The sequence below is a fragment of the Micromonospora sp. NPDC005979 genome (assembly GCF_040614415.1).
Classification (GTDB): Bacteria; Actinomycetota; Actinomycetes; order Mycobacteriales; family Micromonosporaceae; genus Micromonospora.
Genome location: NZ_JBEXUR010000008.1, coordinates 253,652 through 268,271 on the forward strand (window position 1 = coordinate 253,652; position 14,620 = coordinate 268,271).

Sequence of the window (14,620 nt, forward strand, 5' to 3'; positions counted from 1 at the left end):
CGAGACAAATTTCCCACATTATAAGCGCCGTTGGGTCAATGCCGCCGACCCCGGACAGGCGAAAGCCCCCGGCGAGCCGGGGGCTTGTCGTGCTGTAGCTGGTTAACCGACGGGGCCGACCGCCTTCACCAGGTCAACGAAGCCTGCCCATGCGGCCGGTCCGAAAGTCAGCGTCCCGCCGTCGCGGTCTTTGGTGTCGCGGACGAGAACGATGCCGGGAAGGTTGTCAGCGACCTCGACACACGAGCCGCCGTTGTTTCCGCTCTTCGTGCTCTTACGCCACTGCGCGCCGGTCATGTCCATGATCCCGCTGCTTTCCTGATCAGGTCGAGGGACTGTTGACGGGAAAGGGCTTCACTCCTGATGCGCTCCCATCTGCGATTTAGCGTAGCAACGTCCGCAGCCGCGTTTACGATCTGCGCCCGCGCCTGGCTGTCAATGTGGGCGACCTGCTCGCCGTCCGGTAGCTCGGCCACGATGAAGCCCCCACCGAGGCCCCGATACATCCCAACGTCTTGTGGCACCACGAGCACCTGCACAGTGGGCAACGCCGCGCAGTCGACAAGGTGGGCGACCTGCTCGCGCATCAGTGATCGGTCGCCGTACGCCGACTGGTAAAGGACCAGTTCGTGCACAACTGCGATCAGCAGGGGCGGACGCTCACAACGGAGGATGGCCTGCCGGTCGGTGCGGGAAGCGACCACATCGGCAACTTCGCCCGTCGTCAGCCCTTCGCCGGTCAATGTCGCCCGTGCATACGCCTCAGTCTGCAAGAGACCGGGCACCCAGGTGTGCTCGAACCAACGGATCGCGACGGCCTCACGCTCCCAGTCCACCCACTCGCGCAGCCATAGCGGCTCGCGTCGCTTGAGGACATCCGGCCAGAGGTCCGCAACGTCCCTCCCGAGGATTGCAGCCAGCTTCGCGCGCCGACGGGGCTGCGGCACACGTCCCGGGCTTATCCAACGCGCTGCCGTCTTCGGATCTACACCCGTCTGAGCTGCGAGGCTTTCGGCTGTCTCGCCAGCTTCAGCCATGGCCACCTGAAGCAAATGATTCATCCTGCCTCCAAGATGAACGTCCCGAACGTCCCTGGGAATAGATCAACGTCGTGTACTGATCCCATCACCCTCGGCAATGTATCCGGCAGGCGGCGCGGACGGTAGGGACCCGAACCCGGCGGGCGCGTTCGTATCGGGGCCGCCCCTGGCCCGTCCAGATCTTGGACACTTTCCGTTCTCAGCTAAAGGAAAGTGTCCAAGATCTCGATGGGTGGGCAGCACGGGGCGGCCCCTTTCCACAGTGACGAACAGGGGGAGAGCACCGTGCCGGACGAGCCGCCGGATCGGAGGCCCACACCGAGGCCCACACCACGGAAGCCGCACGCGGGTGACGTGCTGCACCTGACGCGTGCCGCGAGTGTGCAGTTCCTGCGTCCCATCTTCGTCCGCGTGATTCGCGTGCTCGACTGGCCGACGTACGACGGGTGGCTGTGGATTGACGCTTACGAGCTGACCCCGAATGGCGACGCGGTCGCGCGCCGGTCCCTGTTCGTGATGCCCGTGGGCCTGATCTGGCCGGGCACGTCCGCCCGGGCGGCCCCTCGGTCGACCACCCGCACTCCCGTCAGGCGCGGTCCGGTGCGTGTTCGATGACCCGCCGTCCCCGCCCGCACCTCCCCATGCGCCCGGCGTGGCTCTGCCGCAACTGTGCCGCTGCCTGGCCGTGCCCGCCGGCACAGCTTCATCTCGCGACCGAGTTCTACGGCCATTCGATTGCCCTGGCGTTCTACCTGGCAGCGAACATGCAGGACGCGGTTGACGACCTGTACGCCCTGGGCCTCCGTCCTGACCTGCGGGCACTTCACGCCCGGTTTCTGGGCTGGCTGTCGCTGTCCCGCCGACCAAACCGCGCCGACCTGGACAGGTGACTGTCGGTCACCGCCGTCACCTACCCGTCAGGCCCGTTGCTCCGGTGCGGTGTGAGGCCCACTTGACAGGACCGAAACAGAAGGGACCCGGACTGGAAACTGCCCGGCGGCACGCTTTGCCGACATGACAGACGGTGCACGGCCGGCAACTCGATCGGGGCGTACGCCCCGGGAGGTGGCGACGCACTGCCCGTACTGCGCTCTCCAGTGCGGCATGACCCTGCGCGAGGACGAGGCAGGGGTGAGCGTGCTCCCCCGCCAGTTTCCGACCAACCGGGGTGGGCTGTGCCAGAAGGGCTGGACCTCCGCCGAACTGCTCGACCACCCGGACCGGCTGACCACCCCGCTCGTACGCGACCCGGCCAGCGGCGAGCTGCGCCCGGCGACCTGGGACGCGGCGCTGGACCGGATCGCCACCGGCGTACGCGCCATCCAGGACAGCTCCGGGCGGGACGCGGTCGCCGTCTTCGGCGGCGGCGGGCTGACCAACGAGAAGGCGTACGCGCTGGGGAAGTTCGCGCGGGTCGCGCTGCGTACCCGCAACATCGACTACAACGGGCGGTTCTGCATGTCCTCGGCGGCCGCCGCCGGGATGCGCGCCTTCGGCATCGACCGGGGACTGCCGTTCCCCCTGTCCGACCTGGGCCGGGCCGACACGCTGCTGCTGGTCGGCGCCAACCCGGCGGAGACCATGCCGCCGCTGGTGCGCTGGCTCACCGAGCAGCGCCAACGCGGCGGGAAGCTCATCGTCGTCGACCCGCGCGTCACCGCCACCGCCCGCCAGGCCGACCTGCACCTGCAACCGCTGCCCGGCACCGACCTCGCCGTGGCCAACGCGCTGCTGCACATCGCGCTCACCGAGGGCTGGGTCGACCAGGCGTACGTGGCCGAGCGCACCACCGGCTTCGACGCGGTCCGCCGTAGCGTCGCCGCCTGGTGGCCGGCCCGCGCGGAACAGCTCTCCGGGGTGCCGGTGGCCGATCTCGAGGCGACCGCCCGCGCGCTGGGCACCGGCGGCCGGGTGATCATCCTGACCGCGCGCGGGGCCGAGCAGCACGCCAAGGGCGTCGACACCGTCACCGCGTACGTCAACCTGGCCCTCGCCCTGGGCCTGCCCGGCCGCCCCGGCTCCGGGTACGGCTGCCTCACCGGCCAGGGCAACGGTCAGGGCGGGCGGGAGCACGGCCAGAAGGCCGACCAGCTCCCCGGCTATCGCAGGATCGACGATCCGGCGGCCCGGGAGCACGTCGCGGGCGTCTGGGGCGTACCGGCCGACGAGCTACCCGGTCCCGGTGTGCCGGCGTACCAGCTCCTCGACTCGCTCGGCACCGCCGACGGTCCCCGGGCGCTGCTGGTGTTCGGCTCGAACCCGGTGGTCTCGGCTCCCCGGGCCGCCCGGATCGAGGGCCGGCTGCGCGACCTCGACCTGCTGGTCGTCGCCGACCTGCTGCTCTCCGAGACGGCGGCGCTGGCCGACGTGGTGCTGCCCACCGCGCAGTGGGCCGAGGAGGACGGCACGATGACCAACCTGGAGGGTCGGGTGCTGCGTCGGCGTGCGCTGCGCCCACCGCCGCCGGACGTCCGCACCGACCTGGCCATACTCGCCGACCTGGCGGCACGGTTGGGCGACGCCGAGACGGCGGCGGCGCGGTTCCCGACCGACCCGGCCACCGTCTTCGGCGAGCTGCGCCGCGCCTCCGCGGGCGGCATCGCCGACTACGCCGGCATCACCTGGGAGCGCATCGACGCCGCCGACGGCGTCCACTGGCCGTGTCCCGACGCGGACGGGCCGGACACGCCACGACTCTTCGCCGACAGGTTCGCCACCCCGGACGGCCGGGCCCGGTTCCACCCCGTCGACCACCGGCCGGCCGCCGAGGAGGTGTGCGCCACGTATCCGCTGCACTTCACCACCGGCCGGGTGCTGGCCCAGTACCAGTCCGGCACGCAGACCCGCCGCGTAGCGGCGCTACGTCGCGCCGCGGCCGAGGCGTTCGTCGAGCTGCACCCCGACCTGGCCGCCCGGTTGGGCATCGACGACGGCGACCCGGTGCGGGTCACGTCCCGCCGGGGCGAGCTGCGCGCCCCGGCCCGGCTCAGCCCGGGTATCCGGCCGGACACGGTCTTCGCGCCGTTCCACTGGCCGGGCGCCGGGCGGGCCAACTCGGTGACAAACGACGCGGTGGACCCGATCTCCGGGATGCCCGAGTTCAAGATCTGCGCGGTCCGGGTGGAGAAGGCATGACCGCCCGAGTGGTGATCGTCGGCAACGGCATGGCCGGCGCCCGGCTCGCGACCGAGCTGCACGCCCGCGGGGACGAGCACAAGGTCACCGTCCTCGGGGCGGAACCGCACCGCGCGTACAACCGGATCATGCTGTCCACGCTGCTGGCGGGCCGCATCGACGAACCGGACGTGGAGCTGACCGAGGCCGCCGGGCACGGCATCGACCTGCGCTCGGGCGTGACGGTCGCCGCCGTGGACCGGTCGGCCCGCGAGGTCCGCACGGCCGACGGCGAACGGATCGCCTACGACCACCTGGTGCTGGCCACCGGCGCACGGGCGGTGGTGCCGCCCCTGCCCGGCCTCGACCCGGCCGACCTCCCCCGGCGGGTCGTCCCCTTCCGCACCCTGGACGACTGCCGCCGCATCCTGGCCGTGGCGCGCGACGCACGCTCCGCGATCGTGCTCGGCGGCGGGCTGCTCGGGTTGGAGGCCGCCCGGGGCCTGGCCACGCGCGGGCTGGCCACCACCGTGGTGCACCCGACCAACCACCTCATGGAACGGCAGCTCGATCCGGCGGCCGGCACGGTGCTGGCCGGTACGCTCGCCGGGCTCGGCGTCACGATCCAGCTCGGGGTGCCCGCCACCGGGGTGGCGGCGGACGACAGCGGCGTCCGACTCGACCTGGCCGACGGCCGGTCGCTGCACGCCGACCTGCTGGTGCTCTCCTGCGGGGTACGCCCGGACACCGCCCTCGCGCAGGCCGCCGGGCTGACCGTGCGGCGCGGCGTGGTGGTGGACGACCGGCTGCGCACCAACGACCGGTCCATCTCGGCGCTCGGCGACTGCGCCGAGCACGACGGGACGCTCACCGGACTGGTCGCGCCCGCGTGGGCCCAGGCGCGGGTGCTCGCCGACGTGCTGACCGGCACGGACCCGCTCGCCCGGTACCGGCCCCGCCCGGTGGTGACCCGGCTCAAGGCGGCCGGGATCGACCTGGCCGCGATGGGCGAGGCGGTCGGCGGCGCGCCGGGCGAGGAGCTGACGTTCACCGACCCGACCCGGGGCACGTACGCCCGGCTGCGCATCCGTGACGAGCGGTTGATCGGCGCGATCCTGCTCGGCGACAACCCGGCGATCGGCACGGTGATCCAACTCTTCGACCGGGGTCACCCGGTACCGGCCGACCGGCGGGCCCTGCTGCTCGGCCGGGCGCTCGGCGGGGCCGTCTCGACGCCGGGCGCGTCACCGGCGCTGATGCCGGACGCGGCCGTCGTCTGCCAGTGCAACACCGTGACCAAGGGCGCGCTGGTGCGCTGCTGGCGCTCCGGCGCGCGGACGGTCGACGCGGTGGTGGCGGGCACCCGGGCCGGCACGGGATGCGGCGGATGCCGCGACGCGGTCGGCGGCATCGTCGACTGGCTGTCCGAAGCGGAATCGGTGGAGGTGACGCGATGAGCGGCGCGGACCTGGTCGTCGTCGGCAACGGCATGGTGGGGCAACGCTTCGTCGACGCACTGCGCGCCCGTGACCCGCAGGGCCACTGGCGGGTGACGGTACTGGCCGAGGAGAGGCGTCCGGCGTACGACCGGGTGCGGCTCTCGGCGTACTTCGACGGGGTGGGCGAAGAGGAACTGAACGTGCACACCCCGGACGACGGGGTGCGGCTGCGCCTCGGTGAGCCGGCCACCGCCATCGACCGGGAACGGCGGGTGGTGAGCACCGCCGAGGGCGACTACCCCTACGACGCGCTGGTGCTGGCCACCGGGTCGTACCCGTTCGTGCCGCCGGTGCCCGGTGTCGACCTGCCCGGCGTCTTCGTCTACCGGACGCTCGACGACCTGGCGGCGATCCGGGCGTACGCCGCCGGTCGGCGGGTCGGCGCGGTGATCGGCGGCGGGCTGCTCGGGCTGGAGGCGGCGAACGCCCTGCGCCTGCTCGGCCTGAGCACCGACGTGGTCGAGTTCGCGCCCCGGCTGATGCCGGTGCAGGTGGACCAGGCCGGCGGCGCGATGCTACGCCGCTACGTCCAGGACCTGGGAGTACGTACCCATCTCGGGGTCGCCACCACGGCGATCCGCGCGGGGGCTGACGGCGCGGTGGCCGCGTTGGAGCTGTCCGACGGCCGGGTGGTCGACGCCGAGCTGGTCGTGGTGGCCGCCGGCATCCGGCCCCGCGACGAGCTGGCGCGGGCCGCCGGTCTGCCGATGGGTCCGCGCGGTGGGGTGCTGGTCGACGAGACCTGCCGCACGGCCGACGAGCGGGTCTGGGCCGTCGGCGAGTGCGCGGCGGTCGACGGCACCTGTCACGGCCTGGTGGCACCGGGGTACGCGACGGCCGAGGTGGTCGCCGACCGGCTGGTCGGCGGCGCGGCGACGTTCCCGGGCGCGGACACCGCCACGAAGCTGAAGCTGCTCGGGGTGGACGTGGCGTCGTTCGGCGACGCCCACGGCACCACCGAGGGCTGCCTGGACGTCACGTTCACCGACCCGGCCACCCGGGTCTACGCCAAGCTGGTCCTCTCCGACGACGCGCACACCCTGCTCGGTGGGGTGCTGGTGGGCGACGCCAGCGCGTACCCGACGCTGCGGGCCAGCGTGGGCGGCCCGCTGCCGGCCGCGCCGCTGGCCCTGCTCGCCCCCGACGGCGGTGGCGCGGACGCCGGGACGCTGCCCGCCACCGCGCAGGTCTGCTCCTGCAACGCGGTCACCCGGGGCGACGTGGACGCCGCGATCGCCGGTGGCTGTTCGGACGTACCGTCGTTGAAGGCGTGCACCAGGGCCGGCACGAGCTGCGGCTCCTGCGTGCCGATGCTCAAGCAGCTCCTGGACGCGGCCGGGGTGGCACAGTCCACGGCACTGTGCGAGCACTTCGACGTGAGCCGCCGCGAGCTGTTCGAGATCGTGCGCGTACGCGGCATCCGCACCTTCTCCCGGCTGGTCGCCGAGCACGGCCGGGGACGCGGCTGCGACATCTGCAAACCCGTGGTCGCCTCGATTCTCGCCTCGCTGGGCAACGGGCACGTGCTCGACGGCGAGCAGGCGTCCCTGCAGGACACCAACGACCACTTCCTGGCCAACCTGCAACGCGACGGCAGCTACTCGGTGGTGCCGCGCATCCCCGGTGGCGAGATCACCCCGGAGAAGCTGATCGTGATCGGCGAGGTGGCCCGGGACTTCCAGCTCTACACGAAGATCACCGGTGGGCAGCGCATCGACCTGTTCGGGGCGCGGGTGGAGCAGCTACCGCAGATCTGGCGGCGCCTCGTGGACGCCGGCTTCGAGTCCGGGCACGCGTACGGCAAGGCGCTGCGCACGGTGAAGTCCTGCGTCGGCGAGACCTGGTGCCGGTACGGCGTACAGGACTCGGTCGGGTTGGCCGTGGCGCTGGAGCTGCGCTATCGCGGGCTGCGCGCCCCGCACAAGCTCAAGTCGGCGGTCTCCGGCTGCGCCCGCGAGTGCGCCGAGGCCCGTAGCAAGGACTTCGGCATCATCGCCACCGAGACGGGCTGGAACCTCTACGTCGGCGGCAACGGCGGCTTCCGGCCCCGGCACGCCGACCTGTTCGCCACCGACCTGTCCACCGACGAGCTGGTCACGCTCATCGACCGCTTCCTCATCTACTACATCCGCACCGCCGACCGGCTGCAACGCACGGCCGGCTGGATCGAGGCCATGGACGGCGGCCTGGACCACCTGCGAGCCGTGATCGTGGACGACTCGCTCGGTATCTGCGCCGACCTCGACGCGGCCATGGCACGGCACGTGGCGTCGTACTCGGACGAGTGGCGCGACGTGCTGGACGATCCGGAGCGGTTGCGCCGCTACACCTCCTTCGTCAACGCCCCCGACGTGCCCGACCCGTCCATCACCTTTGCCGTGGAGCGCGGCCAGCCGGTGCCGGCACGCGGCGGCACCCCACCCGACGGCCACGGCCGTCGTCCCGTCACGCTCGGCCTTCCGGAGGTACGGCGATGAGCACCACCATGACCACCCTCGGTTGGACGGCGGTCTGCCCCCTCGACCGGCTGGAACCGGAGCGGGGTGTCGCCGCCCTGGTCGACGGCGTGCAGGTGGCGCTCTTCCACACCGTGGACGGGCTGTTCGCGATCGACAACCGCGACCCGGTCACCGGCGCGTACGTGTTGTCCCGGGGCATCGTGGGCAGCCGTGGCGGAGTGCCGACGGTCGCGTCGCCGCTGCACAAGCAGGTGTACGACCTGCGCACCGGCGAGTGCCTCGATCTGCCCGGGGTGGCGGTGGCCCGGCACGACACGCGCTGCCACGACGGGATCGTCGAAGTGCGGTTGCGACGGGAGGACTGATGCGGGAAGAACTGGCCGGCTTCACCATCGGGGTGACCGCCGACCGGCGGCGCGACGAGTTGGCCGCGCTGCTCGAACGCCGGGGCGCACGCGTGGTGCTCGCCCCGGCGCTGCGGATCGTGCCGCTGTCCGACGACAGTGAACTGCGCGAAGCGACCCGCGCCTGCCTCGACCAGCCACCCGACATCCTGATGGCCAACACCGGCATCGGGATGCGCGGGTGGCTGGAGGCGGCCGAGGGCTGGGGGCTGGCCGAGCCGCTGCGTTCGGTGCTCGCCAGCTCGTACGTCGTCGCCCGAGGTCCCAAGGCGCGCGGCGCGATCCGGGCGGCCGGCCTGCACGACCAGTGGTCACCGGCGTCGGAGAGCTGCGACGAGGTGGTCGACCACCTGCGTCGGCGGGGGGTGGCCGGGCAGGTGATCGCCATGCAGCTACACGGTGAGCGGCAGCCCGAGTGCACCCTCGCGCTGGAGGCGGCCGGCGCCACGGTGATCGAGGTGCCGGTCTACCGGTGGGCCCCACCGACCGACCCGGCGCCACTGCACCGGCTGATCGACCTGATCGCCGGCCGGCTGGTGGACGCGGTGACGTTCACCTCCGCGCCGGCGGTCGAGGCGCTGCTTCGGGCGGCCGGCGACCGTACCGACGCGGTGGTGTCCGCGTTCCGCACCGACGTGCTGGCTTGTTGCGTCGGCGCGGTGACCGCCGAGCCGTTGCTCCGGCTCGGGGTGCCGGTGAGCGCGCCCGGCCGTGCCCGGCTGGGCGCCCTGGTCCGCACCATCGTCGACGAGCTACCCCGGCGGACCGTGACGTTCAAGGCCGGCGGCCACCTGCTCACGTTGCGCGGGCACGCCGCGGTGATCGACGGCGACCTGCGGCCCCTCGCTCCCGCGCCGATGGCGGTGCTGCGGGCGCTGGCGCAGTCCCCGGGCCGGGTGCTGTCGCGTACCGCCCTGCTGCGGACCCTGCCCCGGGGAGCGGACGAGCACGCCGTGGAGATGGCGGTGGCCCGGCTGCGTGCCGGTCTGCGCGCGCCCCGGGTGGTGCAGACCGTGGTGAAGCGCGGCTACCGACTCCGGGTCGACTGAAACGCGCCACGGCCGGCTGTCGCCAGCCGGCCGTGGCCTGCCGGTTGTGCCGCCGGCCGGGACCGTACGGTTCAGCCGACCGGCGTGGGGTTCAGCCGACCGGCGTGGGGAAGCCCCGGCCGTGCTCGGCCTGGAGGCGGAGCATGGCGTGCTCGACCACCGTCACCAGCACCTGCTTGACCGAGTCCCGCTGCCGGGCGTCGGTCATGACCAGCGGCACCTGCGGCGAGATGGCCAGCGCCTCGCGGATCTCCTCCAGCTCGTACTGGGGAGCGCCGTCGAAGTTGTTCAGCGCCACCACGTACGGCAGGTTCCGGTTCTCGAAGTAGTCCAGCGGCGCGAACGCGTCCGTGATCCGGCGAGTGTCCACCAGGACGGCGGCACCCACCGCCCCTCGGATGATCTCGTCCCACATGAACCAGAAGCGGGTCTGACCCGGCGTACCGAACAGGTACAGGATCAGGTCCTGGGCCATGGTGATACGGCCGAAGTCCATGGCGACCGTGGTGGTCTCCTTGCCGGGCACCTTGGACGGGTCGTCGATGCCGACGCCGGCCGCGGTCATCACCGCCTCGGTCGTCAACGGCGTGATCTCGGAGATCGAGCCGACCAGGGTCGTCTTGCCGACGCCGAAACCGCCCGCGACGACGATCTTCGCGGAGACGATTCCCCGGCTCGGCTGCCGCCCCCCAGCGGGGTCATAGCCTGCGAAGTCCACTTAGCACCCTTCCAAGCAGTTCCATCCGCTCCTCGAACCCCTCGGCGGGAGCAGCAGTGTGTAACGTCAGCAGGCTCTCGGCCACCATGTCGGCGACCAGCACCCGGGCGACGCCCAGCGGCATCCGGGTGTACGCGGCGATCTCCGCCAGCGACTGTGCACGGCCCTCGCAGACCGTGGCGATTCGGTGCTTGTCGTGCCCCGCGAAACGGGACTCGGCAACCTGGGTGGGAGAGGAGGTGAGGACCGCCTCGAGGGCGATGTCCTGCCGGGGCTCGGTACGACCACGGGTGACCGCGTACGGACGTACCAACGCGCCACGCGGGTCAACGCGTCGCTGGTCCATCCCCGATCACCTCCTCGTCTCCCGCGGAGCCGGTACAGACCGCCTCCCCTCCCTGCTCCGGCGCGCGGTCCGCACGCCGGAGTGCGGCGCTACGAACGCACCGCGTCGCGGGGCAGCGGCACCAGCGCCGCGCCCACCCGTTCCACCAGCAGCGCCATCTCGTAGCCCACCTGGCCCACGTCGCAGCTCCGCGCGGCCAGCACGGCCATCGACGAGCCGTCGCTGATCGACATGAGGAACAGGTAACCGCTGTCCATCTCGATGACGGTCTGCAACACACCGCCCGCGCTGAACATCCGGGCCGCGCCCTCGGTCAGGCTCACCACGCCGGAGGTGATCGCGGCGAGCTGGTCGGCCCGGTCCCCCGGCAGGTCCCGGGAGGAGGCGAGCAGCAGCCCGTCGGCGGACACCGCCACCACGTGGGCGATACCGGCCACGCTGTCGGCGAAGTTGGTGAGCAGCCAACCCATGTCCTGCATGGCAGCTGGCCTGTTCATCGGCTCTCCTTGGTCGAGGTGCTGTTCAGGTCCGTACCAGCCGACCTACCGCGCTGCACGCCACGGTGGTAGGCCGACAACAGGCCACGGACTTCGTCGGGGGTCCGCCGGCTGCGGTCCCGGCCACCCTTCGGTTCGATACCGCCCGGCACGAGCTGCGCCTGCGGCACCCGCTTCGGCAGACCCGAGCGGGTGGTGCCGGCGGGGGCCGGCTCGGCGGCCCGGCTGGCCAGCGTCCACCCCTCGTCGGCCGCCGTCCGCCAGGCGTCCGGGTCCGGAGCCGGCGGCGCGGCGGCCGGCGCGGGAGCCGCGACGGGGGCCGCCGGGGCGGCCGGCGGCGGGGCGTAGGACGGTGGTGGCGTCGGCGTCGAGGCGGTACGACCGCCGGTCTTCGCGGTGCCGAATCCGTCCATGCTTCCCACGCTCTGCGCTCCGGTGCCCTCGGAACTGCCCGGGGTCCGGGTGGGCAGCGGCGGTCGGGCCGGCGCTTTCGCGGCGCTCGACGGGCCACCGTTGGTCACCCGCGAGCCGGTGTCGGCCGGCGGGGGCGGCGTGTCGAACTGCGGCCGGGTGAAGATCGCGGTGGCGTCGTCGCCGTGCGACCGGAACCAGACCGCCTCCATCTCCCGGAAGATCGGCGCTTCGGCGGGGAACTCCGGCCGGGTGCTGACCGGGGCCGCCGGCGTCGGCGGCGCGACCGGCGCGGCGGGCTGCACGGGCGGGAGCGGCGTCGCGGGCGGCGCAGGCGGGGCGACCGCGCCCGGGCCGGCGACCGGACCGACCGGCAGCACCGGCGCGCTCCGGGCGTCCGTGGTGTCGGCCGCCGCGCCCCGCCGGGGCAGCGCGTCGATGGTCGGGTACGCCACGGTGGGGCTGCCCGCCGAGGTGCCGTTGCCGTTGCCGTACGGGGGTCGCGCGGGCGGTGCCGGAGCTGCCGGCGCGGCGGCGGGCGGCACCGTCGGACGCGCACCGGTGTAGCCGCCGGCCTGCACGGCCGGAGTGGTGTCCCGCGTGTCGAGTGGGGACTGCCACTGCGCGGGCGCCGGGGCGTTGCTCCGCCACTGGTCCGGCAGCGTGGCCGCCGAGGTGGTGGCGCCGGCGTACGACTCGGCGTGACCGACCGGGGTGAGTGGGTTCTGCTCGACGGCCATCGGCTGACGCGGACGGGTGAGCGCCTGGTCGCGTCCCCGGCTGCTGGGCAGGATCACGGTGGCGGCGGGCAGCGTCACCTGGGCGACCGTGCCGCCCTCGACGTTGCGGCGCAGCTCCACCCGGATGCCGTAGCGGGACGCGAGCCGGCTCACCACGGCCAGACCCATCAGCCGGAACGCGGCGACGTCCACGCTCGGCGGGGCGGCCAGCCGACGGTTGAGCGAGTCGAGCTGCTCGTCGGTGAGGCCGAGCCCGCGATCCTCGATCTGGATCAGCACGTAGTCGCGGATGCGGCGACCGTCGGCGACCACCGTCGTGTTCGGCGGCGAGAACCGGGTGGCGTTGTCGAGCAGTTCGGCGACGAGGCGTACGACGTCGTTGACCGCGTGCGCGGCCACCGAGATGTCGGTGTCGACGGTGCCGAACTCGATGCGGTTGTACAGCTCGACCTCGGACTGGGCGGCGCGCAGCACGTCGACGACGAGCGCGTCGTCGCGGCGCGGTACGGCCGAGTCGGCGCCGGCCAGGACCAGCAGGTTCTCGTCGTTACGGCGCATTCGGGTGGCCAGGTGGTCCAACTCGAAGAGCTGGGCCAGCCGCTTCGGGTCCTCCTCGCCGCGCTCGATCGCGTCCAGCTCGCCGATCATCCGGTCGACCAGGGTCTGACTACGGCGGGCCAGGTTGAGGAACATCGCCGAGACGCTGGTGCGCAGCGCGGCCTGTTCGGCCGCGACCCGGACCGCCTCCCGGTGGACGACGTTGAAGGCCGACGCCACCTGGCCGACCTCGTCGCGGCTGTTGAGCTGGATCGGGTCCCGGACCTGCCGGACGATCTCGTCCACGCCGCCGTCGCCGACGCTGCCCATGTTCTGCAGTCGCTGCACGGCGTCCGGCAGGTCGTGGTTGGCCACCGAGAGCGCGCCCTCGCGCAGGCGGCGCAGCGAGTGGTTCAGCGACCGGGCCAGCACGACGGCCAGCGACACGGCGATGATCAGGGTGAGCAGCACCAGGATCGACTCGACCACGGCCTGCCGGATGACGTCCGAGCGCGCCTCGTCGGCCTGGTCGAGCAGCCGGTCCTGCAGTTGGATCTCGGCCCAACGCATCAGGTCGTTGACCGCGCCGATGGCGGCGGTGGCATCCTGCGCGCTCACCAGCGGGCGCTGCCCGACGGAGCGGGTGATGTCGCTGGCGACCCGGTCGGAGAGGCCGACGGCGTCACCGGAGACGGTGCTGTCGACCAGGGCCCGCTGCACGGGGTCGGCGGCGAGCGAGAAGGAGACCAGCGCCTCCTGCTGGCTGGTCAGCGTGGCCACGAAGGAGGAGAACTGCTCCGGGTCGAGCTGGCCGGCGGTCAGCGCGGTGAAGGCGACCGCCTCCTCCTCGGCGACGGACGCCTTGGCGCGGGCGAAGGCGGCGACGGCGCGGCGACTGTCCGCCAGGCTCTCGTCGCCGGGTAGCTGGGCCAGGCCGTCGCCGTAGCTGATCAGGTCGGTGAGGATGACGCCGTAGCGCAGGACCGCCTCGGCGACCGCCATCTGCCGGCGGTCCAGCACCTCCTGGCGGGTGCCGTCCAGGGTGGCCAGGTGGTCGTCGATCGCCGCCAGCCGGTCGCGCACCGCCGCCGGCACCTCGCCGATCCGGTCACGCTCGGCGCGGTACTCGTCCACCCGCTGCTGCGTCTGGCGTACCCGCAGGTTGTACGCGTCGGCCGGCTGCTGCGGAGTGGCCAGGTAGGCCGCCGCCGCCATCCGCTCGGCCTGCAGATCCTGGGTCAGCGCGCTCACGTCGATGGCGAGCGCGGTGAGCGAGCGGGCCCGGGTGGCGTCGTAGGCGCCCTCGCCGATCGAGATGAGTCGGACGGTGGCGAGCGCGATCACCGCGGCCACCGGAACGACCAGGATCAGCGCCAGTTTGGACCGGATCCGGGCGTCCCGCAGCCTCGGCATGCGCCGGCGCGTACGCCCGGTATCGCCGCCGATCGCGGGCAGGGTCGTCGGTCCGGTGCTCACGACATCGCCTCCGTCGTTTCTTCCCCGCCTGACCCGCCGAGCCGTGCCGGGAGCGGAGGGGACCACGCGCGGCACGGCCGCGATTTCATCAGAGAAGATCGTGTTTGGGAAGCCGCAGTGAGGTAGGAAACGGTCGGACGGCGCGGAACCCTTGATCCGGTCAACTGATACCTTCATTTCCGCAAGCCCCTGATCAGGGCATGTAACTCCAGAGTGGTCACGCGTGTATGCAAAGTGAGGTTTTGCAAACATTGCGTTACCCCAGCATGTGGGATGACCGTCCCGAAAATGCAACCGGGGTCCGCGCTTGACCACAGCGCCGGCCATTGG

General features: G+C 72.7%; 13 protein-coding genes. 7 read left to right on the forward strand and 6 right to left on the reverse strand.

What is annotated here, in order from left to right; translation table 11 throughout:
• Nucleotides 1-102: 102 nt before the first annotated feature.
• Nucleotides 103-297: a DUF397 domain-containing protein gene (locus ABZ272_RS16135; protein WP_355050788.1), complete on the reverse strand. Its 195-nt coding sequence runs from the start codon at nt 295-297 to the stop codon at nt 103-105.
• Nucleotides 294-1,061, reverse strand: a complete 768-nt coding sequence (locus ABZ272_RS16140) for a DUF5753 domain-containing protein (protein ID WP_355050723.1) — start codon at nt 1,059-1,061, stop codon at nt 294-296. The genes ABZ272_RS16135 and ABZ272_RS16140 overlap by 4 nt, the downstream gene beginning before the upstream one ends.
• Nucleotides 1,062-1,394: 333 nt before the next feature.
• Here ABZ272_RS16140 and ABZ272_RS16145 point away from each other — a divergent pair, with 333 nt between their 5' ends.
• The 7 genes from ABZ272_RS16145 (at nt 1,395) to ABZ272_RS16175 (ending at nt 9,565) form a co-directional block, all read left to right on the forward strand.
• Nucleotides 1,395-1,655, forward strand: coding sequence for a hypothetical protein (locus ABZ272_RS16145; RefSeq protein WP_355050724.1), 261 nt, complete (start codon nt 1,395-1,397; stop codon nt 1,653-1,655).
• Nucleotides 1,652-1,930: a hypothetical protein gene (locus ABZ272_RS16150; protein WP_355050725.1), complete on the forward strand. Its 279-nt coding sequence runs from the start codon at nt 1,652-1,654 to the stop codon at nt 1,928-1,930. Before ABZ272_RS16145 ends, ABZ272_RS16150 begins: the two co-directional genes overlap by 4 nt.
• A 124-nt stretch (nt 1,931-2,054) precedes the next feature.
• On the forward strand, nt 2,055-4,175 hold the full coding sequence (locus ABZ272_RS16155; RefSeq protein WP_355050726.1) for a molybdopterin oxidoreductase family protein: 2,121 nt from the start codon (nt 2,055-2,057) through the stop codon (nt 4,173-4,175).
• A complete protein-coding gene (locus ABZ272_RS16160; RefSeq protein ID WP_355050727.1) occupies nt 4,172-5,611 on the forward strand; it encodes an FAD-dependent oxidoreductase in 1,440 nt (479 codons plus the stop codon). The genes ABZ272_RS16155 and ABZ272_RS16160 overlap by 4 nt, the downstream gene beginning before the upstream one ends.
• Nucleotides 5,608-8,130 carry a nitrite reductase large subunit NirB gene (gene nirB, locus ABZ272_RS16165; RefSeq protein WP_355050728.1) on the forward strand — a complete coding sequence of 841 codons (2,523 nt, stop codon included), beginning with the start codon at nt 5,608-5,610 and terminating at the stop codon, nt 8,128-8,130. The genes ABZ272_RS16160 and nirB overlap by 4 nt, the downstream gene beginning before the upstream one ends.
• Nucleotides 8,127-8,477 carry a nitrite reductase small subunit NirD gene (gene nirD / locus ABZ272_RS16170; RefSeq protein ID WP_355050729.1) on the forward strand — a complete coding sequence of 117 codons (351 nt, stop codon included), beginning with the start codon at nt 8,127-8,129 and terminating at the stop codon, nt 8,475-8,477. Before nirB ends, nirD begins: the two co-directional genes overlap by 4 nt.
• Nucleotides 8,477-9,565, forward strand: coding sequence for a uroporphyrinogen-III synthase (locus ABZ272_RS16175; RefSeq protein WP_355050730.1), 1,089 nt, complete (start codon nt 8,477-8,479; stop codon nt 9,563-9,565). Before nirD ends, ABZ272_RS16175 begins: the two co-directional genes overlap by 1 nt.
• A gap of 91 nt (nt 9,566-9,656) precedes the next feature.
• Here the strand turns inward: ABZ272_RS16175 and ABZ272_RS16180 are convergent, their stop codons facing one another.
• From ABZ272_RS16180 to ABZ272_RS16195, 4 genes are all read right to left on the reverse strand, one after another.
• A complete protein-coding gene (locus ABZ272_RS16180; protein ID WP_355050731.1) occupies nt 9,657-10,283 on the reverse strand; it encodes an ATP/GTP-binding protein in 627 nt (208 codons plus the stop codon).
• Nucleotides 10,264-10,629: a DUF742 domain-containing protein gene (locus tag ABZ272_RS16185; protein ID WP_282305307.1), complete on the reverse strand. Its 366-nt coding sequence runs from the start codon at nt 10,627-10,629 to the stop codon at nt 10,264-10,266. The genes ABZ272_RS16180 and ABZ272_RS16185 overlap by 20 nt, the downstream gene beginning before the upstream one ends.
• 89 nt (nt 10,630-10,718) lie before the next feature.
• Complete coding sequence (locus ABZ272_RS16190; protein WP_007465177.1) at nt 10,719-11,126, reverse strand: roadblock/LC7 domain-containing protein; 408 nt, start codon at nt 11,124-11,126, stop codon at nt 10,719-10,721.
• Nucleotides 11,123-14,290 carry a sensor histidine kinase gene (locus ABZ272_RS16195; RefSeq protein WP_355050732.1) on the reverse strand — a complete coding sequence of 1,056 codons (3,168 nt, stop codon included), beginning with the start codon at nt 14,288-14,290 and terminating at the stop codon, nt 11,123-11,125. Before ABZ272_RS16195 ends, ABZ272_RS16190 begins: the two co-directional genes overlap by 4 nt.
• Nucleotides 14,291-14,620 lie beyond the last annotated feature (330 nt).

Coding starts and splice junctions, on each gene's coding strand:
- ABZ272_RS16135 (WP_355050788.1), bottom strand. CDS start 297: ATGACCGGCGCGCAGTGGCGTAAGAGCACGAAGAGCGGAAACAACGGC.
- ABZ272_RS16140 (WP_355050723.1), bottom strand. CDS start 1,061: ATGAATCATTTGCTTCAGGTGGCCATGGCTGAAGCTGGCGAGACAGCC.
- ABZ272_RS16150 (WP_355050725.1), top strand. CDS start 1,652: ATGACCCGCCGTCCCCGCCCGCACCTCCCCATGCGCCCGGCGTGGCTC.
- ABZ272_RS16155 (WP_355050726.1), top strand. CDS start 2,055: ATGACAGACGGTGCACGGCCGGCAACTCGATCGGGGCGTACGCCCCGG.
- ABZ272_RS16160 (WP_355050727.1), top strand. CDS start 4,172: ATGACCGCCCGAGTGGTGATCGTCGGCAACGGCATGGCCGGCGCCCGG.
- nirB (WP_355050728.1), top strand. CDS start 5,608: ATGAGCGGCGCGGACCTGGTCGTCGTCGGCAACGGCATGGTGGGGCAA.
- nirD (WP_355050729.1), top strand. CDS start 8,127: ATGAGCACCACCATGACCACCCTCGGTTGGACGGCGGTCTGCCCCCTC.
- ABZ272_RS16175 (WP_355050730.1), top strand. CDS start 8,477: ATGCGGGAAGAACTGGCCGGCTTCACCATCGGGGTGACCGCCGACCGG.
- ABZ272_RS16185 (WP_282305307.1), bottom strand. CDS start 10,629: ATGGACCAGCGACGCGTTGACCCGCGTGGCGCGTTGGTACGTCCGTAC.
- ABZ272_RS16190 (WP_007465177.1), bottom strand. CDS start 11,126: ATGAACAGGCCAGCTGCCATGCAGGACATGGGTTGGCTGCTCACCAAC.